This window comes from Kitasatospora purpeofusca, assembly GCF_000718025.1.
GTDB classification, from domain to species: Bacteria; Actinomycetota; Actinomycetes; order Streptomycetales; family Streptomycetaceae; genus Kitasatospora; species Kitasatospora purpeofusca.
The window spans coordinates 164,865-189,490 of the sequence record NZ_JODS01000014.1; the positions used below are offsets into that span (position 1 = coordinate 164,865).

22 protein-coding genes are annotated in these 24,626 nt (G+C 74.1%); 16 read left to right on the forward strand and 6 right to left on the reverse strand.

Annotation, left to right across the window (positions count from 1 at the left end; genetic code table 11):
- Positions 1-422 precede the first annotated feature (422 nt).
- The 9 genes from IF01_RS0121015 to IF01_RS0121055 all read left to right on the forward strand — a co-directional run bounded on the left by IF01_RS0121015 (position 423) and on the right by IF01_RS0121055 (position 11,167).
- Entirely contained in the window at positions 423-1,637 is a 1,215-nt protein-coding gene (locus tag IF01_RS0121015) for a mechanosensitive ion channel family protein (RefSeq protein ID WP_078880150.1), read from the forward strand.
- Between the two features lie 227 nt (positions 1,638-1,864).
- A complete protein-coding gene (locus IF01_RS0121020; RefSeq protein ID WP_030395016.1) occupies positions 1,865-3,052 on the forward strand; it encodes an ROK family transcriptional regulator in 1,188 nt (395 codons plus the stop codon).
- 153 nt (positions 3,053-3,205) lie between these two features.
- Positions 3,206-4,567 carry an ABC transporter substrate-binding protein gene (locus tag IF01_RS0121025; protein ID WP_030395017.1) on the forward strand — a complete coding sequence of 454 codons (1,362 nt, stop codon included), beginning with the start codon at positions 3,206-3,208 and terminating at the stop codon, positions 4,565-4,567.
- Between the two features lie 38 nt (positions 4,568-4,605).
- Entirely contained in the window at positions 4,606-5,556 is a 951-nt protein-coding gene (locus IF01_RS0121030; protein WP_030395018.1) for a carbohydrate ABC transporter permease, read from the forward strand.
- 21 nt (positions 5,557-5,577) lie between these two features.
- On the forward strand, positions 5,578-6,501 hold the full coding sequence (locus tag IF01_RS0121035) for a carbohydrate ABC transporter permease (protein WP_030395019.1): 924 nt from the start codon (positions 5,578-5,580) through the stop codon (positions 6,499-6,501).
- The gene (locus IF01_RS0121040) at positions 6,501-7,790 is read left to right on the forward strand and encodes a 6-phospho-beta-glucosidase (RefSeq protein ID WP_030395020.1); all 1,290 of its coding nucleotides are present in this window, start codon (positions 6,501-6,503) and stop codon (positions 7,788-7,790) included. The genes IF01_RS0121035 and IF01_RS0121040 overlap by 1 nt, the downstream gene beginning before the upstream one ends.
- A 197-nt stretch (positions 7,791-7,987) precedes the next feature.
- On the forward strand, positions 7,988-9,007 hold the full coding sequence (locus IF01_RS0121045; protein WP_030395021.1) for an N-acetylglucosamine kinase: 1,020 nt from the start codon (positions 7,988-7,990) through the stop codon (positions 9,005-9,007).
- A 333-nt stretch (positions 9,008-9,340) separates the two neighbouring features.
- A complete protein-coding gene (locus IF01_RS0121050; protein WP_030395022.1) occupies positions 9,341-9,922 on the forward strand; it encodes a hypothetical protein in 582 nt (193 codons plus the stop codon).
- A gap of 318 nt (positions 9,923-10,240) precedes the next feature.
- Positions 10,241-11,167, forward strand: coding sequence for a GNAT family N-acetyltransferase (locus IF01_RS0121055; protein WP_030395023.1), 927 nt, complete (start codon positions 10,241-10,243; stop codon positions 11,165-11,167).
- 77 nt (positions 11,168-11,244) lie between these two features.
- On the opposite strand, the gene IF01_RS0121060 is transcribed toward IF01_RS0121055, so the two are convergent.
- Positions 11,245-12,117 (reverse strand): hypothetical protein, encoded by an 873-nt coding sequence (locus IF01_RS0121060; RefSeq protein ID WP_030395024.1) that lies wholly within the window; start codon positions 12,115-12,117, stop codon positions 11,245-11,247.
- A gap of 29 nt (positions 12,118-12,146) precedes the next feature.
- Positions 12,147-12,719, reverse strand: coding sequence for a C39 family peptidase (locus IF01_RS0121065; RefSeq protein WP_030395025.1), 573 nt, complete (start codon positions 12,717-12,719; stop codon positions 12,147-12,149).
- 212 nt (positions 12,720-12,931) lie between these two features.
- Here IF01_RS0121065 and IF01_RS0121070 point away from each other — a divergent pair, with 212 nt between their 5' ends.
- Entirely contained in the window at positions 12,932-13,681 is a 750-nt protein-coding gene (locus IF01_RS0121070) for a hypothetical protein (protein WP_030395026.1), read from the forward strand.
- A gap of 32 nt (positions 13,682-13,713) precedes the next feature.
- Here the strand turns inward: IF01_RS0121070 and IF01_RS0121075 are convergent, their stop codons facing one another.
- From IF01_RS0121075 to IF01_RS0121085, 3 genes are all read right to left on the reverse strand, one after another.
- Positions 13,714-14,280 (reverse strand): DUF4291 domain-containing protein, encoded by a 567-nt coding sequence (locus IF01_RS0121075; RefSeq protein ID WP_030395027.1) that lies wholly within the window; start codon positions 14,278-14,280, stop codon positions 13,714-13,716.
- Positions 14,281-14,479: 199 nt separating this feature from the next.
- Complete coding sequence (locus IF01_RS0121080; RefSeq protein WP_030395028.1) at positions 14,480-16,285, reverse strand: glycoside hydrolase family 3 protein; 1,806 nt, start codon at positions 16,283-16,285, stop codon at positions 14,480-14,482.
- Entirely contained in the window at positions 16,282-17,022 is a 741-nt protein-coding gene (locus IF01_RS0121085; RefSeq protein ID WP_051755792.1) for a tyrosine-protein phosphatase, read from the reverse strand. The genes IF01_RS0121080 and IF01_RS0121085 overlap by 4 nt, the downstream gene beginning before the upstream one ends.
- 190 nt (positions 17,023-17,212) lie before the next feature.
- On the opposite strand from IF01_RS0121085, the gene IF01_RS44125 reads away from it, so the two are divergent.
- Positions 17,213-18,040: a GntR family transcriptional regulator gene (locus IF01_RS44125; protein WP_030395030.1), complete on the forward strand. Its 828-nt coding sequence runs from the start codon at positions 17,213-17,215 to the stop codon at positions 18,038-18,040.
- Between the two features lie 10 nt (positions 18,041-18,050).
- Here the strand turns inward: IF01_RS44125 and IF01_RS44130 are convergent, their stop codons facing one another.
- On the reverse strand, positions 18,051-18,725 hold the full coding sequence (locus tag IF01_RS44130) for a TetR family transcriptional regulator (protein WP_051741087.1): 675 nt from the start codon (positions 18,723-18,725) through the stop codon (positions 18,051-18,053).
- A gap of 290 nt (positions 18,726-19,015) precedes the next feature.
- Between IF01_RS44130 and IF01_RS0121100 the strand changes: the two genes are divergently transcribed.
- From IF01_RS0121100 to IF01_RS0121120, 5 genes are read left to right on the forward strand one after another with little or no spacing between them, the layout of a single operon-like run.
- A complete protein-coding gene (locus IF01_RS0121100) occupies positions 19,016-20,584 on the forward strand; it encodes an ABC transporter substrate-binding protein (protein WP_030395032.1) in 1,569 nt (522 codons plus the stop codon).
- Positions 20,581-21,615 carry an ABC transporter permease gene (locus IF01_RS0121105; protein ID WP_078880152.1) on the forward strand — a complete coding sequence of 345 codons (1,035 nt, stop codon included), beginning with the start codon at positions 20,581-20,583 and terminating at the stop codon, positions 21,613-21,615. The genes IF01_RS0121100 and IF01_RS0121105 overlap by 4 nt, the downstream gene beginning before the upstream one ends.
- Positions 21,602-22,489 carry an ABC transporter permease gene (locus IF01_RS0121110; protein ID WP_030395034.1) on the forward strand — a complete coding sequence of 296 codons (888 nt, stop codon included), beginning with the start codon at positions 21,602-21,604 and terminating at the stop codon, positions 22,487-22,489. Before IF01_RS0121105 ends, IF01_RS0121110 begins: the two co-directional genes overlap by 14 nt.
- The gene (locus IF01_RS0121115) at positions 22,486-23,514 is read left to right on the forward strand and encodes an ABC transporter ATP-binding protein (RefSeq protein ID WP_030395035.1); all 1,029 of its coding nucleotides are present in this window, start codon (positions 22,486-22,488) and stop codon (positions 23,512-23,514) included. Before IF01_RS0121110 ends, IF01_RS0121115 begins: the two co-directional genes overlap by 4 nt.
- A complete protein-coding gene (locus IF01_RS0121120) occupies positions 23,511-24,581 on the forward strand; it encodes an ABC transporter ATP-binding protein (protein ID WP_063764260.1) in 1,071 nt (356 codons plus the stop codon). Before IF01_RS0121115 ends, IF01_RS0121120 begins: the two co-directional genes overlap by 4 nt.
- The last annotated feature ends 45 nt before the right edge of the window (positions 24,582-24,626 follow it).

A 24,626-nucleotide genomic window follows, 5' to 3' on the forward strand; every position in this document is an offset into this window, starting at 1 on the left:
ACGCAACGGGTGCGTGATCCACCCCAGTGTCGCCTTACGCCTTTGTACGGCGCCACCACTCCTGTGTAACGGACCCGATGTGAACTCCGGGTGTGGGTTCTGTCATACCCGGTATGCCCGGGGGAAGCGCGGGTTGCACTCCGGTGCCCCTCCGGGGTGTCGCTGGGCCGGGCGGAGCAGCGCGGAACGCGGCGTGCGGGGGCGTTGACGGGGCGTCCGGACGGGTGCACGCGCCCTGCGGCGGACCCTCCCGGCCCGTTCGGCGTGCCCTCGGCCTGCCCTCGGCCTGCCCTCGGCGTGTCAAGCCCGCGGCCGGGCGGCGGCTAGGGTAGGCGGACGGTCCGCAGGCCAGGGGCGTGCCAACCCCGGGTGGGCACCGCGGCGGCGGACCGGGTCACGACCCCTGCAGGAAGGTCCCGCACGTGTTCCGCTCCGGTGCCGCCGGCCTCCTCGCCGACGCGTCCACGACGACGCCGGCCTCGACGCCCGCGCCGTCCCCGACTCCCACGGCCCCGGAGTTGCCGGACCTCAGAATCCCGACCAGCGCCCAGGAGGTCTCCGACACCACCCGGCAGGCCGCCAGCTGGTTCGACTCGCACTGGCAGGACTGGCTGGCGAGCGGCGTCCGGATCGTCTTCATCATCGTGCTGGCCCTGGTGCTGCGGGCGATGGTGCGCAAGGTGATCACCCAGCTGATAACGCGGATGGTGCGGCCGGGCGAGAACGAGGACGAGCCCAGCCGGCTGGGCGGGCTGCTGGCCAACACCGGGGTGGTCAACCCCGAGCGGCGCCAGCAGCGGGCCGAGGCGATCGGCTCGGTGCTGCGCAGCGTCGCGTCCTTCTCGATCCTGGGCACGGCGGCGCTGATGGTGCTGTCCGCGCTCGGGGTGAACCTGGCGCCGCTGCTGGCGAGCGCCGGTGTGGCCGGTGTGGCGATCGGTTTCGGCGCCCGCAACCTGGTCACCGACTTCCTCTCCGGGGTCTTCATGATCATGGAGGACCAGTACGGCGTCGGCGACGAGATCGACACCGGGGTGGCCACCGGCACGGTGCTGGAGGTCGGCCTGCGGGTGACCAAGCTGCGCGGCGCGGGCGGCGAGATCTGGTACATCCGCAACGGCGAGGTGAAGCGCATCGCCAACATGAGCCAGGGCTGGTCGACCGCCTCGGTGGACGTCCAGGTCGGCTACAAGGAGGACCTGGAGCGGGTCGAGGCGCTGATCAAGGACACCGCGGAGGCGCTGGCCAAGGAGTCGCCGTTCGACGAGCTGGTCTGGGCGCCGTTCTCGGTGCTGGGCGTGGAGTCGGTCGCGGCGGACTCGGTGGTGCTGCGGGTCGAGGCGCGGACCGCCCCCGGCAAGTCGCTGAGCGTGGGGCGGGCGCTGCGCCAGCGGCTCAAGCAGGTCTTCGACGAGGCCGGGATCAAGGTCAAGGAGGAGGTCACCCCCGCCGCCGCCGCGGGCGCGGCCGCCGGGACGGCCGCCGCGATGGTCCTGAGCACCGCCGCGGCCCCGGCCCCGGGCACCGACCCGGCCCCGCCGTCCGCCCTGGCCGACCCGACCTCGGCGGGCTACAAGGCGGCGACCCCGATACCGCTGCCGCAGTCCCCTCCGGCCGACCCCACCAGGACCCCCTGACGCCGGTCCGACACCCCTGCGGAGCCCCGCCCCCGAGCCACTCGGGGGCGGGGCTCCGGACCGTTCGGGGGCGGTCCGGTAACGAGTCGGCATCCTCCGTGCGAAGGGCCATTGACACTCCGCTGACGGGGCCCGTACGGTCCTGTCCCAAGCGACTGGAAAGTTTCCTAACAGTTCGCCGCTGGCCCGACCGGAAACCCGGCCGCCCCGAGGAGGAGGATCGTCACGTGACCAGAAGCCACACCAAGACCCCCCTCGCGGGCACCCCCAGCCTGCTGCGGGCCATCAACGACCGCGCCGCGCTCGAACTGCTGCTGGCGAACGGCCCGCTCTCCCGCACCCAGATCGGTACCCTCACCGGGCTCTCCAAGCCGACCGCCTCCCAGCTGCTGGCGCGGCTGGAAGCGGCCGGGCTGGTGCTGCCGGTGGGCACCACGGCCGGCGGACCGGGGCCCAACGCGCAGCTGTACCAAGTGAATCCCGCCGCCGGATACGTCGCCGGGCTGGACGTCACCAACAGCCAGGTCCGGGTCGCGGTCGCCGACATCAGCGGCACCACCCTCTCCGAGCACGTCGTCCCCACCAAGGGCTGGCAGGCCGCCGCGACCGTGCCCCGGGTGGCCGACGCGGTCGCCGGGGCGGTCCGCGCCGCCGGGCTCGCCGAGGACGCGCTGCACACCGTGGTGATCGGCGTCGGCGGCGCGCCCGACCCGGTCACCGGCAAGCTGCGGTACGCCTCGCACCTGCCCGGCTGGCACGCGCCCCGGCTGGTCGAGGGGCTGGCCGAGGCGATCGGCGCGCCGGTGACGATCGAGAACGACGTGAACCTCGCCGCCGTCGCGGAGCAGTCCTCCGGCGCGGCCGGCGGCTTCGAGGACTTCGTGCTGCTGTGGGCGGGCGAGGGCACCGGCGCCGCGATCGTGATCGCCGGCCGGCTGCACCGCGGCTTCACCGGCGGCGCCGGGGAGGTCGGCTACATGCCGGTGCCCGGCTCGCCGGTCCGGGACGTCCGCCGGCGCAACTCCGGCGGGTTCCAGGAACTGGTCGGCGCCCCCGCCGTCCGGGCCCTGGCCAAGGAGCACGGGATCGCCGCGCCGACCGCCGAGGAGGCGGTCGCCCGGGCCCTCGCCACCCCCGGCGCGGGGGACGCCTTCCTCACCGAACTGGCCGCCCGGCTGGCCGTCGGCCTGGCCGTGATCGTCGCCGTCGTCGACCCCCGGCTGGTGGTGCTCTCCGGCGGGGTCCCGACCACCGGTGGCGAACGGCTGCGGGCCCTGGTCGAGGAGGAGCTGGCCAGGATCTCGCCCGCCCGGCCCGAGGTCCGGGGCAGCACGCTGACCGGCTCGCCCGTCCTGATCGGCGCACTGGCCCGCGCGCTGGCCGCCGCCCGCGAGGCGGTCTTCTCGACCCACTGACGCCCGCCGCACGGCCCGACGCACCGCCCCAGGCCCGACGTACAGCCCGACGCACCGCCTGCACCGCCCGACCCTGCACCCACCTCTCCCCATCCCGAACGCGGGACCCGAGGCAATGACGCCTGCCCGCGGCACCCCCAGGAGGACCTCGAAGTGCAATCCACCACCTCCCCCGCCCGCAGAAGCCGCCGGACCCTCGCCGCCGTCACCGGCAGCGCCGTCCTCGCCCTGCTCGCCACCGCCTGCACCGGCAGCAGCGACGGCGGCGGCAGCGACGACTCGGCCAGTGGCAAGGACGTCACGATCACCTTCTGGCACGGCTGGAGCCAGGACTCCGAGGTGAAGGCGATCAACGACAACATCGCCGCCTTCGAGAAGGCCCACCCGAACATCCACGTCAAGGCCGTCGGCAACATCGCCGACGACAAGGTCAACCAGTCCCTGCGGGCCGGCGGCGACGACGCCCCCGACGTGGTGTCCTCCTTCACCACCAACAACGTCGGCATGTTCTGTTCGACCAAGGCCTTCGTCGACCTCAAGCCGCTGCTGGCCAAGGACGGCATCGACGCCGCCAAGACCTTCCCGGCCGCGATGCTCAACTACACGCAGTTCCAGGGCAACCAGTGCTCCCTGCCGCTGCTCGGCGACGCCTTCGGCCTGTACTACAACAAGAAGGCCTTCGCCGACGCGGGCATCACCAACCCGCCGAAGACCTTCAGCGAGTTCGCCGAGGTCGCCAACAAGCTCACCGTCCCCGAGGGCGACGGCTACAAGCAGCTCGGCTTCATGCCGCTCTACCACGGCTACGAGTCGACCACCGAGCACTTCCTCGGCCAGTACGGCCCCACCTACTTCGACCCCGCCGGCAAGTCCACCGTCGCCACCGACCCGAAGGTCGCCGCGATGATGAAGTGGCAGAAGAGCATGGTCGACAAGCTCGGCGGCTTCGACAAGCTGGAGAAGTACCGCGCCACCTTCGGCGAGGAGTTCAGCGCCAAGAACCCGTTCCACACCGGCCAGGTCGCGATGGCCATCGACGGCGAGTGGCGCACCGCCTCGCTCGCCACCGACAAGCCGGACTTCGAGTGGGCCACCGCCCCGTTCCCGGTGCCGGACGACCAGCAGGACACCTACGGCCGCGGCTACCAGACCGGCACCATCGTCGGCATCGCCAGCACCAGCAAGAAGCAGGCCGCCGCCTGGGAGTTCGTGAAGTTCCTGACCACCGACACCGACGCGGTCGTCTCCTTCGCCAACGCGATCCACAACGTGCCGAGCACCTTCGCCGCGCTGGAGTCGCCGAAGCTGGTCGCCGACGAGAACTTCAAGACCTTCGTGAACATCGCCAAGCACGCCAGCTCCGGCACCACGCCGGCCGTGGTCAACGGCGGCGGCTACCTGGTCTCCGTGCAGAACCTCGGCTACGACTACGAGTCCGGCAAGCAGACCGACCTCACGGCAGGCCTCAGCGCCACCGCCAAGGAGATCGACGCCGCCATCGCCCAGGCCAAGTAGCGCGTACCCCGCGCGCCCGGCCCGTCCTCGGAGCTCCCATGTCACTCGCGTCCGCCACCCGCAAGGGGGCCGGAGCGACCGCCCCGGCGGCCCGCACCCTCGCCTTCCTCTCCCCCTGGCTGATCGGCTTCAGCGTCTTCTTCCTGTACCCGCTGATCTCGACGATCTACTTCTCGTTCACCAAGTACAACGGCTTCGGCTCGCCGACCTTCACCGGCCTGAAGAACTGGGACTACGTCTTCAACGACCTCCCCGCGTTCTGGCAGGGCCTGCGCAACACCCTGTGGCTGGTCGTCGTCATGGTGAGCCTGCGGGTGGCGTTCGGTCTCGGCATCGGGATGCTGATCACCAAGATCAAGTCCGGGGTCGGCTTCTTCCGGACCGCCTTCTACCTGCCGTACCTGGCCCCGCCGGTGGCCGCCACCGTCGCCTTCGCCTTCCTGCTCAACCCCGGCACCGGCCCGGTGAACCACTTCCTCGGCGAGATCGGGCTGCCGCAGCCCGGCTGGTTCGCCGACCCGAACTGGTCGAAGCCCGCCCTCACCCTGCTCGCCATGTGGGGCGTCGGCGACCTGATGGTCATCTTCATGGCGTCCCTGCTGGACGTCCCGAAGGAGCAGTACGAGGCCGCCGAGCTCGACGGGGCCGGCCCGTTCCAGCGGTTCCGCTACGTCACCCTGCCGAACATCTCGCCGATCATCATGTTCGCGGTGGTCACCGGCGTCATCCAGACCATGCAGTACTACACGCAGGCCTTCGTCGCCGGAAGGGTCGCCGCCGGCAACGCGGGCAACTCCGGCCAGCAGTTCGAGCCCGGCTACCCGAACGGCTCCACCTGGACCCTGCCGCAGATGGTCTACAACCTCGGCTTCCAGCGCTTCAACTACGGCGCGGCGTGCGTCGTGGCCCTGGTGCTGTTCGTCATCTCGATGGCCGTGACCTCGGTGCTGATGCGCCGCAAGTCCGGCTTCATGGCCAGCGACGACTAGCGGCCCAGTGAGGACACGATCATGACTCTCAGCTCGACCCTCCCCTCCGAGGCCCCCGGGAAGCGGACCGGCCGGGGCGTCGCCCGCGGCCCCGTCACCGCCGCCGAGCGGGTCGCCCGCCGGCGCGCGCTGCTCAACTGGGTGGCCGTCCACTCGCTGGCGATCGCCGCCGGCCTGTTCTTCCTGCTGCCGTTCGTCTTCGTCTTCCTCACCTCGGTGATGACCGACAGCCAGGCACTCACCACCGACTACTGGCCCACCTCCTGGAACTGGGGCAACTACGGCAAGGTCTGGAACACCCCCGGCTTCCTCACCTGGTGGCGCAACACCCTGCTCTACGCGCTCGCCGGCACCGTGCTGACCGTCGTCTCCAGCCTGCCGGTCGCCTACGCCCTCGCGAAGTTCCGCTTCCGCGGCCGCAACCTGGCGATGATGGCGGTCATCTCGATGATGATGCTGCCGCCGCAGGTCACCATCATCCCGATGTACCTGTTCTGGGCGAAGCAGCTGGGCCTCGGCGGCTCGCTCTGGCCGCTGATCATCCCGATGGCCTTCGGCGACGCCTTCTCGATCTTCCTGCTGCGGCAGTTCCTGCTGACCATCCCCAAGGAGTACATCGAGGCGGCCCGGATCGACGGCTGCGGCGAACTGCGCACCCTGCTGCGGGTGGTGCTGCCGATGGCCAAGCCGGCCATCGCCGCCGTCGCGCTGTTCCAGTTCTTCTACTGCTGGAACGACTACTTCGGCCCGCAGATCTACGCCAGCAGCAACCACGACGCCTGGACCCTCTCCTACGGACTGGAGTCCTTCAAGGGCGCCCACCACACCAACTGGAACCTCACCATGGCCGCCACCCTGCTGGTGATGGCCCCGGTGATCGTCCTCTTCTTCTTCGCACAGAAGGCCTTCATCGAAGGCGTGACACTGACAGGGGTCAAGGGCTGATGTCCGCACTCAAGCTGGCCATCATCGGCGGCGGTTCTACGTACACCCCGGAGCTGATCGACGGCTTCGCCAGGCTCCGCGACACCCTGCCGATCGGCGAACTCGTCCTCGTCGACCCGGCCGCCGACCGGCTGGAGCTGATCGGCGGACTGGCCCGGCGGATCTTCGCCAAGCAGGGCCACGGCGCGGTCGTCACCACGACCACCGACATCGAGGCCGGCGTCGCGGACGCCGACGCGGTGCTGCTGCAGCTGCGGGTCGGCGGACAGGCCGCCCGCAACCAGGACGAGACCTGGCCGCTGGAGTGCGGCTGCGTCGGCCAGGAGACCACCGGCGCGGGCGGCCTCGCCAAGGCGCTGCGCACCGTCCCGGTGGTGCTCGACATCGCCGAGAAGGTCCGCCGCGCCAACCCGGACGCCTGGATCGTCGACTTCACCAACCCGGTCGGCATCGTCACCCGCGCCCTGCGGGAGGCCGGCCACAAGGCCGTCGGCCTGTGCAACGTGGCGATCGGCTTCCAGCGCCGCTTCGCCAAGCACCTCGGGGTCGACCCGGAGCTGGTCCGGCTCGACCACGTCGGCCTCAACCACCTCAGCTGGGAGCGCGGCGTCACCCTGCTGGACGCGCCCGGCGCGGCCGGCGGCCGGGAGGTGCTGCCGGAACTGCTGGCCGGTTTCGGCAAGGAGATCGCCGACGACATCCGGCTGCCGCAGCGGGTGGTCGAGCGGCTCGGCGTCGTGCCGTCCTACTACCTGCGGTACTTCTACCAGCACGACCTGGTGGTGGAGGAGCTGAAGGTCAAGGGCTCCCGGGCCGCCGAGGTCGCCGAGATCGAGCGGCAGCTGCTGGAGCTGTACGCCGACCCGGCCCTCGACACCAAGCCGGAGCTGCTCGACCGGCGCGGCGGCGCGTTCTACTCCGAGGCGGCGGTGCAGCTCATCGCCGCCCTGCTCGGCACCGGCGGCGGGACCTCGGTGCAGGTGGTGAACACCCGCAACGACGGGGTGCTGCCGTTCCTGCCCGACGACGCCGTGATCGAGGTGCCGGCCGAGGTCGACGCGGCGGGCGTGCGCCCGCTGCCGCAGCGCCCGCTGGAGCCGCTGTACGCCGGCCTGGTCGCCGCCGTCACCTCCTACGAGCACCTGGCCCTGGACGCCGCCCTGCGCGGCGGTCGCGACCGGGTCTTCGACGCACTGCTCGCCCACCCGCTGGTCGGCCAGATCGACCTCGCCGACCGGCTCACGGACCGGCTGCTCGCCCACAACCGCGAGCACCTCGCCTGGGCCTGACCCGCCCGGCCTCCGCGCCGGTCCCGTCCCGGCGCCGGACCGGGCCGCCGGTCCCGCGGCCCGCACCCCGTGGGGGGAGTGCGGGCCGGGCCACCGGCGGCGCGGCGGCCGGCGCCCGGCGGACGCCGGGAGGAGAAGCCATCCCCGGCCGGGAAAGACCCCCGGCCGGGCCACGTACGACGAGCCGCGGGGACCCGATGACCCACCAGCCCGAACCACACCTGCCAGGCGTCCTCGCCATCGACGCCGGCAACTCCAAGACCGACGTCGCCCTCGTCGGCGCCGACGGCCGTGTCCTCGGCTCCGCCCGGGGCGGCGGCTTCACACCGCAGAAGACCGGTGGCGCCGCCGCCGTGGCCGGCCTCGCCCCGCTGGTCGAGGAGGCCGCCGCGGCCGCCGGGCTGACCGGCTGGACCGGCCCGCTGACCAGCCACGTCAGCGCCTGCCTGGCCAACGCCGACCTCCCGGTCGAGGAGGAGGCGCTGCGGGTGGCCCTGGAGTCCCACCCCTGGGGCGTCAGCAACACCGTGGTCAACGACACCTTCGGCCTGCTGCGGGCCGGCACCGACGGCCCGCGCGGGGTCGCCGTCGTCTGCGGCGCCGGCATCAACTGCGTCGGACTGCTGCCGGACGGCCGCACCGCCCGCTTCCCCGCCCTCGGCGAGCTCACCGGCGACTGGGGCGGCGGCGCCGGTCTGGCCGTCAGCAGCATGTGGCACGCCGTCCGCGCGGAGGACGGGCGCGGCGGGCCGACCGCGCTGGCGCCCGCGATCGCCGAGCACTTCGGCCTGCCCAGCGCCGTCGCCGTCGCCGAGGCCGTCCACCTCGGGCACCTGCCGTTCGCCCGGCTGCACGAGATCGTGCGGGTGCTGTTCGCCGTCGCCGGGGAGGGCGACGGGGCGGCGCTGGAGCTGATCGACCGGCAGGCCGACGAGATCACCCGGCTCGCGCTGGTCGCGCTGCGCCGCCTCGACCTGCTGGACACGCCGACCCCGGTGGTGCTCGGCGGCGGAGTGCTGGCCGCCCGGCAGTCGCTGCTGCTGGACAACCTGACCGCGCGCCTGGCGCGGGTGGCGCCGCTCGCCGAGCCCCGGGTCGTCGTCGCGCCGCCGGTGCTGGGCGCCGTCCTGCTCGGCCTGGACCACCTGCGGGCCGGGCCGCAGGCGCAGGAGCGGGCGCGGCGGGCCTACGACCCGCTGCACCCGGTGGCCGCGTAGTCCCGGGCTCCCCTGCTGCCGGGCTTCCGGGCTCCCCGTCCGCCGCCGTGTCCCCCCCCCTGTCCTCCGCCCCCTGTCCTCCGCCCCCGCCGGGCCCGCACGCCCGGCGGGGGCGGTCGTGCGTCCGGGGCGGAAACAGTGGGGGTCGGTGGTGGGGGGCGGTGGCCGGCGGAAAGGGTGGGGCGGGAGCGCCCTCCGGCAGCACTTTGCAAAGTGCTGCCGGGACTTTGCAAAGTGTTCCGGGGCGGTGGCGGCGGTGAAGCGGAACCGGTCGGACGGATTCCACGTGTACGCGGGTGTCTCGTCCGGTCACGTTCCTGGAAGACTCATCCCATGACCGCGCCCCGCCGCCTCCTCCTCGCCGTGCTGCTCAGCTGCGCCGTCACCACCGGCCTCGCCGCCTGCACCCCGATCGACGAGGACCCGACGCTGGCAATGTCCTCGGACGAGGTCGGCGACGCCCGGGACCCCGACGACATCGACGACGCCGGGGAGGACGGGTACCCGGACACCGAGGAGTACTGGGCGTCCCCCGGGGCCGGGGCCGACCTCGACCTCGCCTCCCCCGCCGTCTCCCCCGCCGCCTGCGAGACCGGGGCCGGGCGCCGGGTGGTCCAGGTCCTCGAGGTCCGCGACGGCCGGCTGAGCGTCCGCCCGGCGCCGCCCGGCTGTCCCAGCGACGCCGAACCGGTCGAACTCGCCCTGGCCGCACACGCCACCGCCACCCTGGTCGACCTCCCGCACGACGAGCCGGCCAAGGAGGTCCAGCTGCCCGTCCTCCTGGACCACCTCGACACCTGCCTGTCCGGCGGCGAGCCCGAACCCCCCTACGCCTGCTACGGCGACACCTACGACCTGGTCGTGGACGCCCGCGGCCGGATCACCCGGATCCGGGAGCTGCGGACGTCCTCCTGAGCCGTGCTGAGCCGCCCCGAGCCGCCCTGGGTCGTCGCGCGCGGGCGGCGGGACCGGCCCCTTTCGACGGCGGGGCTTGACCTCACGTGCGGTTGAGGTTGTCGGATGGTTCGTGACCGGTCCGAGCCACGCGGTCGATGCCCAGTCAGCGGCGTGGTCCGGGACCGGTGCCGGGGCCGCCTCCGATCCTGCGATCGTGCCAGGAGGCGGCCCCTCTCCCGTCCCCGGGGCCGAAGCTCCGTCCGGATCCGGTCCGCCTGATCCGGTCCGCCGAATCCGGTCGACAGGAGCGGCTCGGGTGGCGCAGAGTCAGGACACGTGACCGACCTCGCCGGACTCCCGCCGCTCCCCGCCCGCTACCGGTCCGCCCCGGCGGCGGTCGCCGACGCCCCCGCCGTCGCCCGGCTGGTCGCCGCCTGCGAGCGCGACCTGCTCGGCCGTACCGAGAGCGGGCCGGGCGAGGTCGCCGCCGACCTCGCGCACCCCGGCCTCGACCCCGCCCGGGACGCCCTGCTGGTGCGGGACGGCCGCGGCGAGGTGGCCGGCTGGGCATGGGTGCGCGGCGGACGGCGGAGCCGGGTGGACGTCCACCCCGGCCACCGGGGCGCCGGGTTGGGCGGGTGGCTGCTGGACTGGACCGAGGACCGGGCCCGGCGGGCGGGCGGGGAGCGGCTGGCGCAGGCCGTGGAGGACGGCGACCGGGCCGCCGTGCGGCTGCTGCGCTCGCGCGGCTACCTGCCGTTCGTCTCCCAGTGGCAGCTGGGGATCGCGCTGCCCGCCGCTCCGGTGGCGGCCGCGCCGCCGTCGGGGATCTCCGTGCGGCCGTTCCGGCCGGGCGACGAGCGGACGGCGCACCGGGTGACCGAGGACGCGTTCGACGAGTGGCAGGTGCGGCGCAGTCCGTACGAGGAGTGGGCGCTGCGGACGGTCGGGCACGACTCGTTCGTGCCCGCGCTCTCCCGGGTGGCCTTCGCCGGCGGGGACATGGTCGGCGCGGCGCTGGCCCTGGACCTGCCGGACTGCGGTGAGGGGCACGTCGAGCGGCTGGCCGTCCGCCGCGACCACCGGCACCGGGGGATCGCCCGGCTGCTGCTCGGTGAGGTGTTCGGCGCGTTCCACCGGTACGGCCGGGAGCGGTGCACCCTGTGGACGCACTCGGAGACCGGCGCGCTGCCGCTGTACGAGCGGTTGGGGATGACGGTCCGGCGCACCTCGTCGATGTACGGCAAGGCCCTCGAAGCCTAGAGGGGGACTTTGCAAAGTCCGACGAGACTTTGCAAAGTCCCCCTGGGCCCGACTCAGGACGGGGCGGCGGGCAGTGCTCAGACCGTGCCGCGGCGGCGGCGCCGGAGCCGGCCGAGAGCGGCGGCGCCGCCCGCGAGCGCGAGGGCCGCGATCGAGCCGCCCGCGAGCAGGGGCGTGCGGTCGGACGGTTCGGCCGCCCGGCCGTCCGGCCCGTAGCCGCTGGACATGCCCCGGGTGTCGTAATCGGAGCCGGGCAGCTTGTCCGCGTACCGGGCCTTGACCACCTGCTGGTAGTCGGCCAGCGACATCGCGGACTTGCCGTCGAGCCCGGCCCTGGCCGGGTCGTTGAGCGGCTCCACGGTGGTGAGCGTCAGCCGGTACCAGCCGCGGATCTGCGGTTCGGTGAAGACCAGGGAGCCGGGCGTCGCGCTGCCCGCGTACCCGGCGTCGCTGTCGCCGTCCCGCACCCCCGCGAGGTGCCAGCCGCCGCCCTCGGACGGGGCGAGCAGCACGGTGGCGGTGCGGTCGTTGACGGCGCCGCCGAGCGAGGAGACCAGGTGGCTGAGCCTGACCGCCGAGGTGGGGACCGGCAGTGCGGTGCCCGCGACGAAGTCCGGGGTGATCTCGTGCACCGCGAGCGGGTCGTTGAGCGTGAACGCGGGCAGGCCGGCGCACGGGTCCGGCGTGTCGGGGACCGTCACCACGGTGTCGGAACCGGTGTCGGAACCGGCCCCGGGCAGCGGGGTGGCGAGGAAGCGGCAGACGGCGTCGTGGACGCCGGCCGACCGCACCACGTCCAGGGCGGCCTGGTAGTCGGGGATGTCGACGGCCCGGGCCGGACCGGCGGCGGACAGCAGCACGGTAGCGCCCAGCACCAGGGCGAGCGGCAGCCGGGCGAGCGGGGTGAGCCGGACGGCCTTCCGGCCGACGGGGACAGCTCGGTCACGCATGTGTCGTCCTCCTTCTCTGTCTTCTCGGTCTAGCCGGAGATGCCGGTACGGGAGTGGGTCCACTGGAACGAGCTGTTGTTGACGTAGTCGGCGTAGTTCCACCACGTGTAGGTGGTGGTGTCCGGCCACGGGTCGCCGACCGCGACGGTGTTGTTGGAGGTGTCGAAGCCGTAGACGACGTTCATGTGCCCCCCGCCGGTCTTCCAGCCGATCCGGGCGCCGATCGGCCGGGCGGCCTTGACGTCGGTGGTGACCTCGGCGAACGACGCCGGGCGAGTGAGACCGGTACCGGGCTTGGCCATGCCCAGGCTGTACCAGGCGTTGGCCATGTCCTCCAGCCTGGCGGGCTGGTTGTCGCAGCTGGGACCGCCGGCGTACGACGAGGCGCGCTTGCAGAAGTCCGCCTGGGTGGTGCCGTATCCCTGGAACTTGGCGATGGTGAGCCCGGAGGCCGACCAGCACCACTGGGTCTTCTCCTGCTTCAGCATGGTGATCTGGTCGTAGGCGGACTCCGCGCGGGCCGTACCGCCTGCGGCCAGGAGGACCGCCGAGGCCGCGAGCGCCAGTGCCGGTCCGGTGACCGTGTACGTGAATCTCCTCATGTTCCTGCCTTCCCATGGGGCGTGGGCTGCCCAGCGCCATGACAGCGCGGACCGCCGCCGTTCACCGGACGGCTCGTCGGGGGCAGGGCCGAAGGGGTTGTTAGCCGTATAAGATCCGGATGGCTTGAAACATTCGTATCCGGAGGGTCCTTGGGGCACGTGGGTCCACGGTTCCGGCTGACCCGTCGACAACTCTCGGAGTCACCGCCCCTATGCGCCGATCCGTCCGCCCTGCCGACGTCCTCACCACTGCCGCCGCCGTTGCCGGGCTGCTGCTGCTCACGGGCTGCACCGGCGGGAACCCGTCGGCCGCCTCCGGCCCGTCGACCGCAGCCGCCCCGGTCGCCACGTCCACCGCGAGGCCCGAGGTCGACCCGGCCGCGGCCGTGGCGAAGGCGGGCAAGGAGCCGTACGCCGTCTCGGTCCGGTCGACGATCGAGACCGGCGGGGAGGTGTTCATGAACATCACCGCACGGCAGAACTTCAACACCCTCTTCACCGGCCGGCAGGAACGCCGCGTCGGCAGCAGCACGAGGGAGATCGTCATCACCGCCGACGCCGAGTACCACCGCGTCGGCGGCCCGACCGGCAGCTGGACCAGGATGTCGCTGCCCCTCGTCCACGCCTCGGAGTTCGACCTCACGGGCTACGCCCCGGTGCTGCTCTCCCTCGGCCCGGAGGCCCGCAAGGGCGTGGAGACCCGCGACGGCGTCCTCGTCCACCACCTCGCCGGCCATCTGGACCTCGACCGGCTGGGCCAGGTCTCCGCGCGGGCGCGCGCCGACGTGGAGTCCGAGGGTGCCACGGGCATCGACCTCGACCAGTGGGTCGACGCCGGCGGCCGCACCCGCTACGCCGAGAAGCGCTGGACCGCGGACGGGACGGCGCTCCTGGTCACGATGGCGTTCAGCGACTACGGCCCGCCCGAGGTCTTCGACTCACCGGTCCCGGCCGGGGCCTGACACGACGGCACCGCCGGACGGGGTGTGCCGGGTCAGCCGTCCATGCCCAACCGGGCCGCGATCGGGGCGGGCAGTGGGTACAAACGCTCGGGCGGGAGGAGGCGCTGGGCCCGGTCCGCCCGGCCGCCCCGGACGAGGTCGGCGATCCTCCGGACCCGCGGGGTGAGGTCGGTGATGCCGGTGATCCACTCCTCGGCGAAGGTCCGGATCAGGCTCCGGCCCACGCCCACCTGGATGCTGTAGTGGTTGAGCGCGGCGCCCCGCAGCGAACGCTCCGGATCCCACTGGACGTGCACCTCGGCGCGGGCGAGCTCCGCCGGGTCGGCGGTGGTCAGGACGGCGCGGCGCAGGGCCTCCTCCCAGCCGGCACGGGTGATCCGGACGGCGAGCACGCGTTCCTGGCCGGGCTTGCGCGCCCAGTTGCTGCGGTGCATCAGCCAGGCGAACGAGGGCTTGATCCAGGTCGTCCGACCGAATGAGAACGGCGGCACGAACCGCTGTGCGGCAAGCGCGGGTTCGGCGACGGCGGGGGCGTACGCCTGGTAGAGGGTGATGGTGGTGGCGTCGAAGTCGGCCCGGATCTCGCACTGGTGCTGCATGGCGTCCGACTCTGCCAGCGGCCCGGCAAGCGGAGCGAGCGGTTTTCGCCGAGGTCGCGGGCCCGGGGCCCGCGACCTCCAGCCGGCGGCTCCAGTGCGGGCCGAGGGCGATGGCCTGCAACAGGAGGTGCGGAGCAGGAAGTCGGTCCGGCCGACTTCCTGCTCCGCACCTCCTGGTCGGGGGCGGGCCGGGTGTGCCTCAGGCCGGGTGGGCGTCGCTGCGTGGGGCGGTCGGGTGGCCGTAGCGGAACAGTGGGGCGGCGGTGTCGAAGGGGACGTCCTCGCGGGCGGCGTCGACGGCCGCGTCGGAGCGGGGGAGGTCGAAGGGGAGGGTGCCGGTCATCGGGGTGCGGCCGAGGACGGCGTCCAGGACGATGTCGTCGGCGGCGCCGAACTCGCCCACCAGCAGGGCCGCGTGGGGGGCCAGCGGGGTGAGGACGGCGGGGCGCTCCAGCTGGGCGACGAGCGCCGTGGGCAGTGTCCGGGCCAGCTCCGCCAGCCGGGCCGCCTCGGCCGGTTCGAACTCCAGCGAGCCGGAGTGGAAGGCCTGCTCCAGCAGTCCTTCGCGCTTCTCGTAGGGCGTGGCGAGGCGGAGGACCGCGAGGTCGGCGTCCTCGGGCCGGTCGACGACGGTGCCGTAGCGGGCGGCCACGGCCGGGTCGACGCCCTCGACGTAGAGGCGGGTGCCGGTGAGCGGGCGGCCGGACAGGTGGACCAGGGAGCGGGACTGGAGCTCGCGGCCCAGTGCGCGGCCCTCGGGTGTGCCGACCAGGGCGACGGCGGCCTCGACGTCCACGTACGGGTCGTCGAACAGGCCGAGGCGGAACTTGTCGCGCAGGATGCGGCGGACGGACTCGTCGATGCGTGCCTCGGTGACGGCGCCGGAGCGGACCACGCCGAGGATCAGCTCCGGGTCGGTCTCGCCGCCGAGCTGGTCGGCCCCGGCGTGCAGGGTCAGCGCCACCTGCTCCGGCACGGACAGCTCCTCGACGCCCCAGTGGCGCGGCGGCAGGCTGACGATGCCGGGGACGTCCATGCCGGTGATGGCGTTGAAGTCGGTGCAGACCACGCCGTCGAAGCCGTACTTCCCGCGCAGCAGTCCGGTGATGACGTCGTGGTTGAAGTTGGCGCCGACCTCGGCCAGCCCGCTGCCGGAGGGGATCGCGTAGGCGGGCATGATCTGGGCGGTGCCGGCCTCGAACGCGGCCTCGAAGGGGCGCAGGTGCCGGTCGAGCGCGCCGCCCGGGTAGACCAGCCGGCGGCCGGCCGCGAAGTGCGAGTCCTCGCCCTTGAACTGCGGGCCGCCGCCGGGGAAGTGCTTGGTCATGCAGGCGACGCTGTCGGGGCCGATCGGCCCGCCCTGGAGGCCGCGGATGTAGGCGGCGATGATCCGGGAGGCGCGGTCCGGGTCCTCGCCGAAGGTGCCGCTGATCCGGGCCCAGCGCGGTTCGGTGGCGAGGTCGGCCATCGGGTGGATGGCGATCCGGATGCCGACGGCCCGCAGTTCGCGGCCGATCAGGGCGGCGTAGCGCTCGACGAGTTCCGGGTCGTCGGTGGCGGCCAGCCCGATCGGCTCGGGGCCGGTGGAGAAGCCGCCGCCGGTGAAGGCGGTGGCCGGGTTGGCGGTGAAGCCGTGCCGGGGGTCGGAGGCGAGGGTGACCGGGATGCCGAGGCGGGCGGCGGCGGCGAGGTCCTGGACGTGGTTGTTCCACTCGGCCATGGCGCGGGCGTCGGGGACGGCCATCATGGCGAAGGCGGTGAGGCCGTGTTCGGTGACGAGGTGCTCGCCGGAGGGGAAGGGGCCCTGGTTGCCGGGGAGCATCCGGCCGTGGAGCATCAGGGCGGCCTTCTCCGGCAGGGTCATCCGGGCCAGGAGGTCCTCGACGCGCTCCTCGACGGGCAGCCGCGGGTCCTCGTAGGGCTCCATGGTGCCGTTGTGGTTGAGGTCGCGGAACGGCGTGCCGTCGGTGTGGCGCAGCGGCTGCGGGCGGCTCGCGGCGCTCATGCGGTCACCCCGGCGGCGGCCTTGGCGCGGAAGGCGGCGACGGTCCCGGCGTCCACGCCGCAGTGGGCGAGGAAGCCCTCGGTGCCGCCGTAGCGGCTTCCGACCAGCTCCAGGAAGGCCGCCATCGCGCCGGCCGGGGCCTCCAGCAGCGGGCGGGGGACGGTCAGGGTGCCGTTCTCGTAGTCGTTCAGCGCGGCCCGGTTGCGCTCGGCCAGGCCCTCGAAGATCTGGGTCAGCGCGGCGCCGGTGCGGGCGTAGTCGGCGACGATCTCCTCGGCGGGCACGCCGAGCAGGTCGAGCAGCAGGGCGGTGAGCAGGCCGGTTCGGTCCTTGCCGGCGGCGCAGTGCAGCAGCACGCCGCCGGGGCGGGCGGCGGCCTCGACGGCGAGCTTGACGGCCTCGGGGGCGGACTCGGCCATCAGCAGGTAGAAGGCGCCGAGGTCGGCGTCGGTGGTCATCTGCCGCATGGCCGCCGCCAGCTCGCCGTTGGTGGGCTGGATGCGGGCGGCGACCACCTCGACGCCGTCGGCCGCCGACACGGCCCAGTCGTTGTCCCGGACCTCGGCGTCGCCGCGCAGGTCGACGATCGTGCGGACGCCGGCGGTGCGCAGCTGGGCGGAGATGTCGGCGTTGTCGTGGGGGAACGGCTGGGCGGAGCGGTAGAGGGCGCCGGGGCGGATCCAGCGGCCGGCGGGGTCGGCGAGGGTGGCGGGGTCGCGGAAGTTGACCAGGGTCATGGTGGGGGCCTCTCGGTGGTGGGGGTCGGTCGGGGGAAGGGGGAAAGCCAGGGGGAGGGTCACAGTGCGGCGAGACATCTAGACGTCTAGATGTCTACCTGGCCGGTCGGCGTCGGGGCAAGCGGCGCCGGGGTGAACTTCCGGACAACCCCGGACGGAAGCCGCCCCGCGGCTCCGTAGGATCGGGCGCGTGGCAACGCACCGAAGCGACACCCCGCTGTACCGCCGGCTGGCCCGGCAGCTCCAGGAGCGCATCGACGCCGGGACGTACCCGGCGGGCTCCCGGCTGCCCAGCGAGCCGGAGCTGAGCGCCGACTTCGGCGTCAACCGGCTGACCGTCCGGCAGGCGGTGGCGGAGCTGGAGCGGGCCGCGGTGCTGGAGATCCGCCGGGGTGTGGGGACCTTCGTGCGCCCGCCGGCGGTGCGGGTCTCGATCACGGTCGACCCGCGCAGCCAGCGGTTCGACCTCGGCAGCGTCCACCGCGCCCTGCCGCTGGACACCCCCCTGCCGGAGGGGGCGACGGGCACCGTCGAGGGCGACGGCGAGGCCGTGGTGGCGGCCCCGGCCGTCGGCGGCTCCGCCGAGGACGGCGAGGCGGCCCGGCAACTGGTCTGCACCGTCGGGGAGTTGTCCCGGGTGGACACGGTGATCCGGATCGGCGGCCGGCCCCGGGTGGCGAACAGCTACTGGGTGCCGACCCGGCCGCTGCCGGCCGAACTGCTGCGGCCGGGACGGCCGGGGAACATGGTGCTCGCCCTGGCCGGGGCGGCCGGGGTGGAGCTGGAGTACGACTGGCGGGCGTTCGGCGCGATCGGCGCGGACCTCACGGACGCGGAGCTGCTCGGGGTGCCGCCGGGCACGCCGCTGCTGGTCCGCGAGGGTGTCAGCTGCACGCCGGACGGCACGCCCGCGCTGTACGTGCGGCGGCGGATCGACGGCAGCAGCGCGCGGTTCGTGCTGCACTACCGCGAGCCCGGCGGGGCGGACGGCGCGGGCGGGTCGGGGCCCGCCCGGTAGCCGGGCGCGCTCACCCGGCGGGTCCGGACGGCACGGCGGGCCCGGACGGCACGGCCGTCGGCTCCGGTTCCGGCTCCGGCCCCGCGAGCGGCCCGAGCAACTGCCGGAAGGCCACCGCCCAGTCCGCCAGCGGCCGCCCCTCCTCGCCGTCGACGACGTGCCGCCGGGTCATCCCCGCCAGCAGCGCCGCCAGGGCGTGCGGCCGCAGGTCGGCGGCCACGTCCACGCCCAGCCGGTCGGCCGCGATCGCCGCCGCCCGCTGCGAGAACGTGTCGATCATGATCAGCGCGAAGTCGTGCACACTGCGGATGCCGATGAACCGGCGCCGCAGCGCCCGGCGCCGCGCGGTGTGCTCGGCCGGCTCCTCCAGCTGCCCGTCGGTGGTGGCCCCGGCGTGCTCGAAGGCCTCCCAGATGCCGAGTCCGGACGGGGCGGCGGCGAAGGCGTCCAGGACCGCGAGCCCGAAGTCCATGCCGAAGAGCAGGGCCTCCTTGCACTCGTAGTACCGGAAGAAGGTGCGGTGGGCGACGTCCGCGCGCCGGCAGATCTGGTCCACCGTGGTGCTCTCGAAGCCCTGCTCCTCGAAGAGGTCGAGCCCCGCCGTACGGATCGCCTGCCTGGTCCGCGCGCGTTTGCGGTCGCGCAGTCCGGGCTCCGCCGCGGTGTCCGTCCCCTGCCCCTGCATCCTGCTCGCTCCTCGTCAACTCGTCTGCCGCCAGCGGCCTTGGTCGTACGGAATCACGCCCGGAGCGGCCGCTCAAGCCGAGCGCGAAGTCGTCGTCAGCTCGTCATGTGAAGTTTGCAGAACTGCCAATTGGCAGTTGTGCCACTTCCAAAAGCTGGGCACCGACGGCGACCGGCCCGGTCGGGACCGCCCGTCCTCCCCCCGCTCCCGCTCCGCTTTTCCCTCGCTCTCCCCTCGTCCCTCCGCGCCGTCCCCACTCCCCCCGCCCCCACCGAACCCCACGAGGAACCATGAAGCGGCACACGCACGTTCTGGCATCCGCGGTCTGCACGGCGGCCCTCGCCCTCACCGCCGTCGCCTGCTCCGCCTCCGACGACACCCTCTCCGGCGGCGCCGCGACCGGCTCCGCGCCCAAGGACGACGGCCCCGCCGTCGACGGCGGCACCCTGCGCATCGGCCTCGACCGGCCGTTCACCAAGCTCGACCCGGCCGACAGCGGCCTCACCTCGATGCCGATGATGATCCTGGCCAACGCGCTCTACGACCCGCTGATGGCCAACGCCGACAACGGTGCCGTCCAGCCCCACCTGGCCAAGTCCTTCACCCCGAACGCCGACGCCACCGCCTGGACGCTGGAGCTGCCCGAGGGCGTCACCTTCAGCGACGGCAAGCCGCTGGACGCGCAGGCCGTCGTCGACCACGTCGACCGGCTCGCCAGGCCCGAGGCCAAGTGCGCCTGCGCGATCGACGCCGCGAGCATCGGCGCCATGACGGTGAACTCCCCGACCTCGGTCGGCTTCGCCCTCAAGGCCCCGAACGCCGCCTTCCCCAACCTGTTCACCCGCTCCCTCGGCTACATCTCCGAGGCGCCCGCCGGCCCCGACACCCCCGCCGTCGGCTCCGGCCCGTACACGGTGGAGAGCGTGCAGCCCGGCGTCTCCGCCACCCTGGTGCGCAACCCGGGCTACCGGGGGCCCAAGGGCCACGCCGACAAGCTCGTCTACAAGGTGCTGCCGGACACCGACAGCCGCTACCAGTCGCTGCGCTCCGGCGACGCCGACCTCGTCTGGACCGAGACCCCCGCGCAGTACAAGCAGGCCGCCGGCGACGGGCTGCGCGCCGCGACCGGCCCCGGCTCGACCTCCACCGTGCTGTTCAACACCAAGGCCGCCCCCTTCGACGACCCGAAGGTCCGCAAGGCGCTCCAGTACGCCGTGGACCGCGCCGCCGTCGAGCGGGTCGTCCACCTCGACCGGGGCAGGGTCGCGGACGGCCCGATCGGCTCCACCTCGCCCTACCGGGGCGGCGCCGACACCGGGTACCCCGCGCACGACGCCGCGAAGGCCAAGGCCCTGCTCGCCGAGTCCGGCCACGCCGACCTCGCCTTCGACTACCTGGTCGACAGCCGGCCCGAGGCCCAGCAGCGGGCCACCGTGCTCCAGCAGATGTTCGCCGAGGCGGGCGTCCGGATGACCATCAAGCCGCTGGACCAGGCGGGCCTCGGCACCGCGATGTACCAGCGCCAGTTCCAGGTGATGGACTTCGTCACCAGCATGTTCGGCGACACCGACACCGCCCTGACCAGCCTCTTCCTGCCCAACTCCGCCTACAACTTCACCGGCTGGAACAACCCGGAGGCCGCGCAGGCGATCACCGCCGGGCACGGCACCGTCGACCCGGCCCAGCGGGCCCGCGCCTACCAGGAGGCCGCACGGGAGATCGTCGCCGACGCCCCGATGCTCTTCCTGACCGAGAACCCGGTCGGCTTCCTGGCCTCCGCCAAGCTCGGCGGGCTGCCCGACGTCTCGAAGCGGACCGTGGTCAGCGTCTCCCCCGCCGTGCTGTGGGTGAAGAAGTGACACCCGCCCACGCACCCGCCCGGACCGCGGCGGCACCCGCCCGGACAACCGCTCCGACCGCCCTGGCGCCCGTCCTGCGAACCGCGGGGCGCGTCGCCGGACGGGCCGGACGGGCCGCCGCGGTCCTGCTGCTGGTCACCGTCTCGGCGCTCGCCCTGCCCCACCTCATGCCCGGCTCCCCCGCCCTCGCCGCGCTCGGCCCCACCGCCACGCCCGAGCAGGTCACCGCGTACGAGGCGAAGCTCGGCCTGGACGACAACGTGCTCGTCGCCGCCTGGCGCTGGCTCGGCGACGCCCTGCACGGCGACCTCGGCCACTCGCTGTCCACCGGCGCGGCCGTCACCACCGAACTCGCCGACCGGATCCCGGTCACCCTCGAACTCTTCGTCGCCGCCCAGCTGGTGGCACTCGGCCTGGCCCTGCCGGTGGCCCTGTACTCGGCCTGGCGGCCGGGCGGCGCGGTCGACCGGATCGCCACCGCCGGCGCCTTCGTCTGGCTCGCGGTGCCCGGCTTCGTGCTCGGCCTGGTGCTGATCTGGCTCGCCGCCGTCCAGCTGCGGATCCTGCCCGCCACCGGCTGGACGCCGTTCACCGAGGACCCGTTCGAGAACCTGCGCCACCTGGTGCTGCCCGCGCTCACCCTCGGCCTCACCGAGGCGGCCGTGTTCGCCCGCACCCTGCGCGGCCAGCTGATCGACACCCTCGACCAGACCTACGTGGCCGCCGCCCGCAGCCGCGGCATGGGCACGGTGCGGCTGCTGCTGCGGCGCGCGCTGCGGCCCTCCTCGCTGCCGCTGGTCACCCTGGTCGGGATCGGCATCGGGATGTCGCTCGGCGGCTCGGTGCTGGTCGAGTCGCTGTTCGCGGTACCGGGCGTCGGCACCCTGGCGGCCACCGCGATCGCCGGCCGCGACTTCCCGGTGGTCCAGGCCGTGGTGGTGGTCAGCGCCGTCGGCGTGGTGGCGGCCACCGTCGCCGTGGACCTGCTGTACCGCACCGTCGACCCGAGGATCGCCGATGAGCGTCGCTGAGCCCGCCACTACCGCCACTTCCGCCACTACCGGCCCGACTGCTCCGCCCGCCGCCGCCCGCCGTCCGACCGCGCGCCGTCCGGCCCCCGGGGTGCTGGCGGCCGGCGCCTGGCTGGCGCTGGTCGCGCTCGCCGCCCTGCTGCTCCCGCTGCTGCCCGGGTTCGACCCGCTGCACGGCGACTTCGCCCACCCCTCCGCCGCCCCCGGCCCCGGCCACTGGCTGGGCACCGACGCGGCCGGACGGGACGTCCTGCAGCGCACCGTCGCCGGCGCCCGCGCCTCCTTCGCCGTCGCCGGGCTGACCATCGCCGTCGGCCTGCTCGGCGGCGGGGCGCTCGGCCTGGCGGCGGGCTGGTTCCGGGGCCCGGTGGACAAGGCGATCGGCTTCGCCACCGACCTGCTGATGTCGGTGCCCTCGCTGATCCTGGTGATGATCACGGTCGCGCTGCGCGGCCCGAGCCTGACCGTGATCGGCAGCCTGATCGGCCTGTTCACCGTGCCGCACTTCACCCGGGTGGTGCGCGCCGTCGTCCTGTCGCTCAGCGAGCGCGGCTTCGTCCAGGCCGCCCGGATGATCGGCACCGCGCCGCTGCGCATCCTGCGCCGCGAGGTGGTCCCGCACGTCGCGCCGGTCGCGCTCACCTTCGCGTTCACCGCCACCACGGTCGCGATCGTCGCCGAGGGCTCGCTCAGCTTCCTCGGCTTCGGCCTGCGCCCGCCGGAGCCGTCCTGGGGCGGCATCATCGCCGAGGGCCGGACCACCCTCGGCAGCGCGCCGTGGATCTCGCTCGCCCCCGCGGCGGTGCTCTGCCTGACCGTCCTCGCCCTCAACTACCTGGGCGAGCAGCTCCGTTCGAAGGGAGGCCGGGGATGACCAGCCCTGTCCTGGAAGTCCGCTCGCTGGACACCACCCTGCACACCCCCGACGGCCGCACCCTGCACGTCCTGCACGGCATCGACCTCAGCATCGACGCCGGGGAGTGCCTCGGCGTGGTCGGCGAGTCCGGCTCCGGCAAGTCCGTACTGGCCCGCACCGTGCTCGGCGTCCACCCCCGCGCCACCCGGGCCACCGCCACCGGGCAGGTCCTGCTCAACGGCGAGGACCTGCTCACCGCCGCCCCGCGCCGGCGCGCCGAACTCCTCGGCACCGGCGTGGCCATGGTCCACCAGGACCCGATGACCTCGCTCAACCCGGTGGTCCGGATCGCCGACCAGGTCACCGAGTCGCTCACCAACCGGCGCCGGATGCGCCGCCGGGAACGGCTGCGCACCGCCGCCGAACTGCTCGCCGCCGTCGACGTGCCCGACCCGGCCCGGCGCGCCCGCGCCTACCCGCACGAGCTGTCCGGCGGACTGCGGCAGCGGGTCGGCATCGCCGCCGCACTGGCCGGCTCCCCCGCCCTGCTGCTCGCCGACGAGCCCACCACCGCGCTCGACGTCACCGTCCAGCGCACCGTCCTCGACCTGCTCGACCGGCACCGCGGGACCCGCGGCCTCGCCACCCTGCTCATCACCCACGACATCGGCCTGCTGTACGGCCGGGCCCGGCGGATCGCCGTCATGTACGGCGGGCGGATCGTCGAGACCGGGCCCACCGAGGCCGTCACCGAGGCACCCGCCCACCCCTACACCGCCGCGCTGCTGCGCTCGGTGCCGAGGGTCACCGGGCCGCTGCGCCGCGTCCTGCCCGCCGTGGCCGGCTCGCCGCCGGACCTCTCCCGGCCGGCCGTCGGCTGCCCGTTCGCGCCGCGCTGCGAGCGCGCCGAGGCGGTCTGCTCGACGGAGGCGCCCCCGCTCCACCGGGCCGGCGACGGCCACACGGCCGCCTGCCACTTCCCGCTCACCCTGCCGATCGGCCCGGCGTCCGCGTCCGTGTCGAAGGCCCAGGAGACCGTATGACCCCCGCCAAGCCCCCCGTCGTCCCCACCCCCGAACCCTGCCCCGTCGTGCTGCGGGCCACCGGACTGTCGGTGGTCCACCGCACCCGCTCCGGCCCGCTGCACGCCGTCAGCGAGGTCGACCTGACCCTGCGCGAACGCCGCACCCTCGCCCTGGTCGGCGAGTCCGGCTCCGGCAAGAGCAGCATCGCCAAGGCCCTGCTCCGGCTGCCCCCGCCCACCGCCGGCACCGTCACCGTGGACGGCACCGACCTGGCCGCCCTCTCCCCCCGCGCGCTGCGGGCCCTGCGGCCCCGGCTGCAGATGGTGTTCCAGGACCCGGTCTCCTCGCTCAACCCGCGCCGCACCGTCCGCGACCTGGTCGCCGAAGCGCTCGACGCCCACCCCGACCCGGCGGTGGACCGCGCCGCCGTGGTCGAACGCCAACTGGAGGCGGTCGGGCTGCCGCTCGCCCTGTTCGGCGACCGCCGGCCCGCCCAGCTCTCCGGCGGCCAGGCGCAGCGGGTCGCCATCGCCCGGGCGCTGGCGGCCGAGCCGCGGGTCCTGATCGCCGACGAGGCGGTGTCCGCGCTCGACGTCTCGGCCCAGGCCACCGTGCTCAACCTGCTCCGCCGGCTGACCGAGGAACGGGGCCTGGCGAGCCTGTTCATCTCGCACGACCTCGGTGTGGTCCGCGCGGTCAGCGACGACGTCGCGGTGCTCCAGCTCGGCCGGCTCTGCGAGCAGGGCCCCACCGAAGAGGTGCTCGCGGCCCCCGCCCACCCCTACACGGCCGCGCTGCTCGCCGCCGTCCCCGAGCCCGGGCGGCCGCTCGGCGACACCGGGCTGCTCCCGGCCGACCCGCCCTCGCCGCTCGACCCGCCGTCCGGCTGCCGGTTCCGCACCCGCTGCCCGTTCGCCGACGAGCGGTGCGCGCGGGAGGTGCCGGAGCTGCGCGAGGTGGCGCCGGGACGGACCGTCGCCTGCCACCGGCCGCTGCTGCCGGTCGCGGCGGCCCAGGACAGCGCGGTGGCGCAGGACGGAGCGGCGGCGCAGGACAGCAAGGTCTCCGGTCGGCCGAGCCGATAACATGCCCGGGCTGGGTGGCCGGCCGAACGGCTCACGGCCCGGCGG

Coding starts and splice junctions, on each gene's coding strand:
- IF01_RS0121030 (WP_030395018.1), top strand. CDS start 4,606: ATGTCACTCGCGTCCGCCACCCGCAAGGGGGCCGGAGCGACCGCCCCG.
- IF01_RS0121035 (WP_030395019.1), top strand. CDS start 5,578: ATGACTCTCAGCTCGACCCTCCCCTCCGAGGCCCCCGGGAAGCGGACC.
- IF01_RS0121040 (WP_030395020.1), top strand. CDS start 6,501: ATGTCCGCACTCAAGCTGGCCATCATCGGCGGCGGTTCTACGTACACC.
- IF01_RS0121045 (WP_030395021.1), top strand. CDS start 7,988: ATGACCCACCAGCCCGAACCACACCTGCCAGGCGTCCTCGCCATCGAC.
- IF01_RS0121050 (WP_030395022.1), top strand. CDS start 9,341: ATGACCGCGCCCCGCCGCCTCCTCCTCGCCGTGCTGCTCAGCTGCGCC.
- IF01_RS0121060 (WP_030395024.1), bottom strand. CDS start 12,117: ATGCGTGACCGAGCTGTCCCCGTCGGCCGGAAGGCCGTCCGGCTCACC.
- IF01_RS0121065 (WP_030395025.1), bottom strand. CDS start 12,719: ATGAGGAGATTCACGTACACGGTCACCGGACCGGCACTGGCGCTCGCG.
- IF01_RS0121070 (WP_030395026.1), top strand. CDS start 12,932: ATGCGCCGATCCGTCCGCCCTGCCGACGTCCTCACCACTGCCGCCGCC.
- IF01_RS0121075 (WP_030395027.1), bottom strand. CDS start 14,280: ATGCAGCACCAGTGCGAGATCCGGGCCGACTTCGACGCCACCACCATC.
- IF01_RS0121080 (WP_030395028.1), bottom strand. CDS start 16,285: ATGAGCGCCGCGAGCCGCCCGCAGCCGCTGCGCCACACCGACGGCACG.
- IF01_RS0121085 (WP_051755792.1), bottom strand. CDS start 17,022: ATGACCCTGGTCAACTTCCGCGACCCCGCCACCCTCGCCGACCCCGCC.
- IF01_RS44130 (WP_051741087.1), bottom strand. CDS start 18,725: ATGCAGGGGCAGGGGACGGACACCGCGGCGGAGCCCGGACTGCGCGAC.
- IF01_RS0121100 (WP_030395032.1), top strand. CDS start 19,016: ATGAAGCGGCACACGCACGTTCTGGCATCCGCGGTCTGCACGGCGGCC.
- IF01_RS0121110 (WP_030395034.1), top strand. CDS start 21,602: ATGAGCGTCGCTGAGCCCGCCACTACCGCCACTTCCGCCACTACCGGC.
- IF01_RS0121115 (WP_030395035.1), top strand. CDS start 22,486: ATGACCAGCCCTGTCCTGGAAGTCCGCTCGCTGGACACCACCCTGCAC.
- IF01_RS0121120 (WP_063764260.1), top strand. CDS start 23,511: ATGACCCCCGCCAAGCCCCCCGTCGTCCCCACCCCCGAACCCTGCCCC.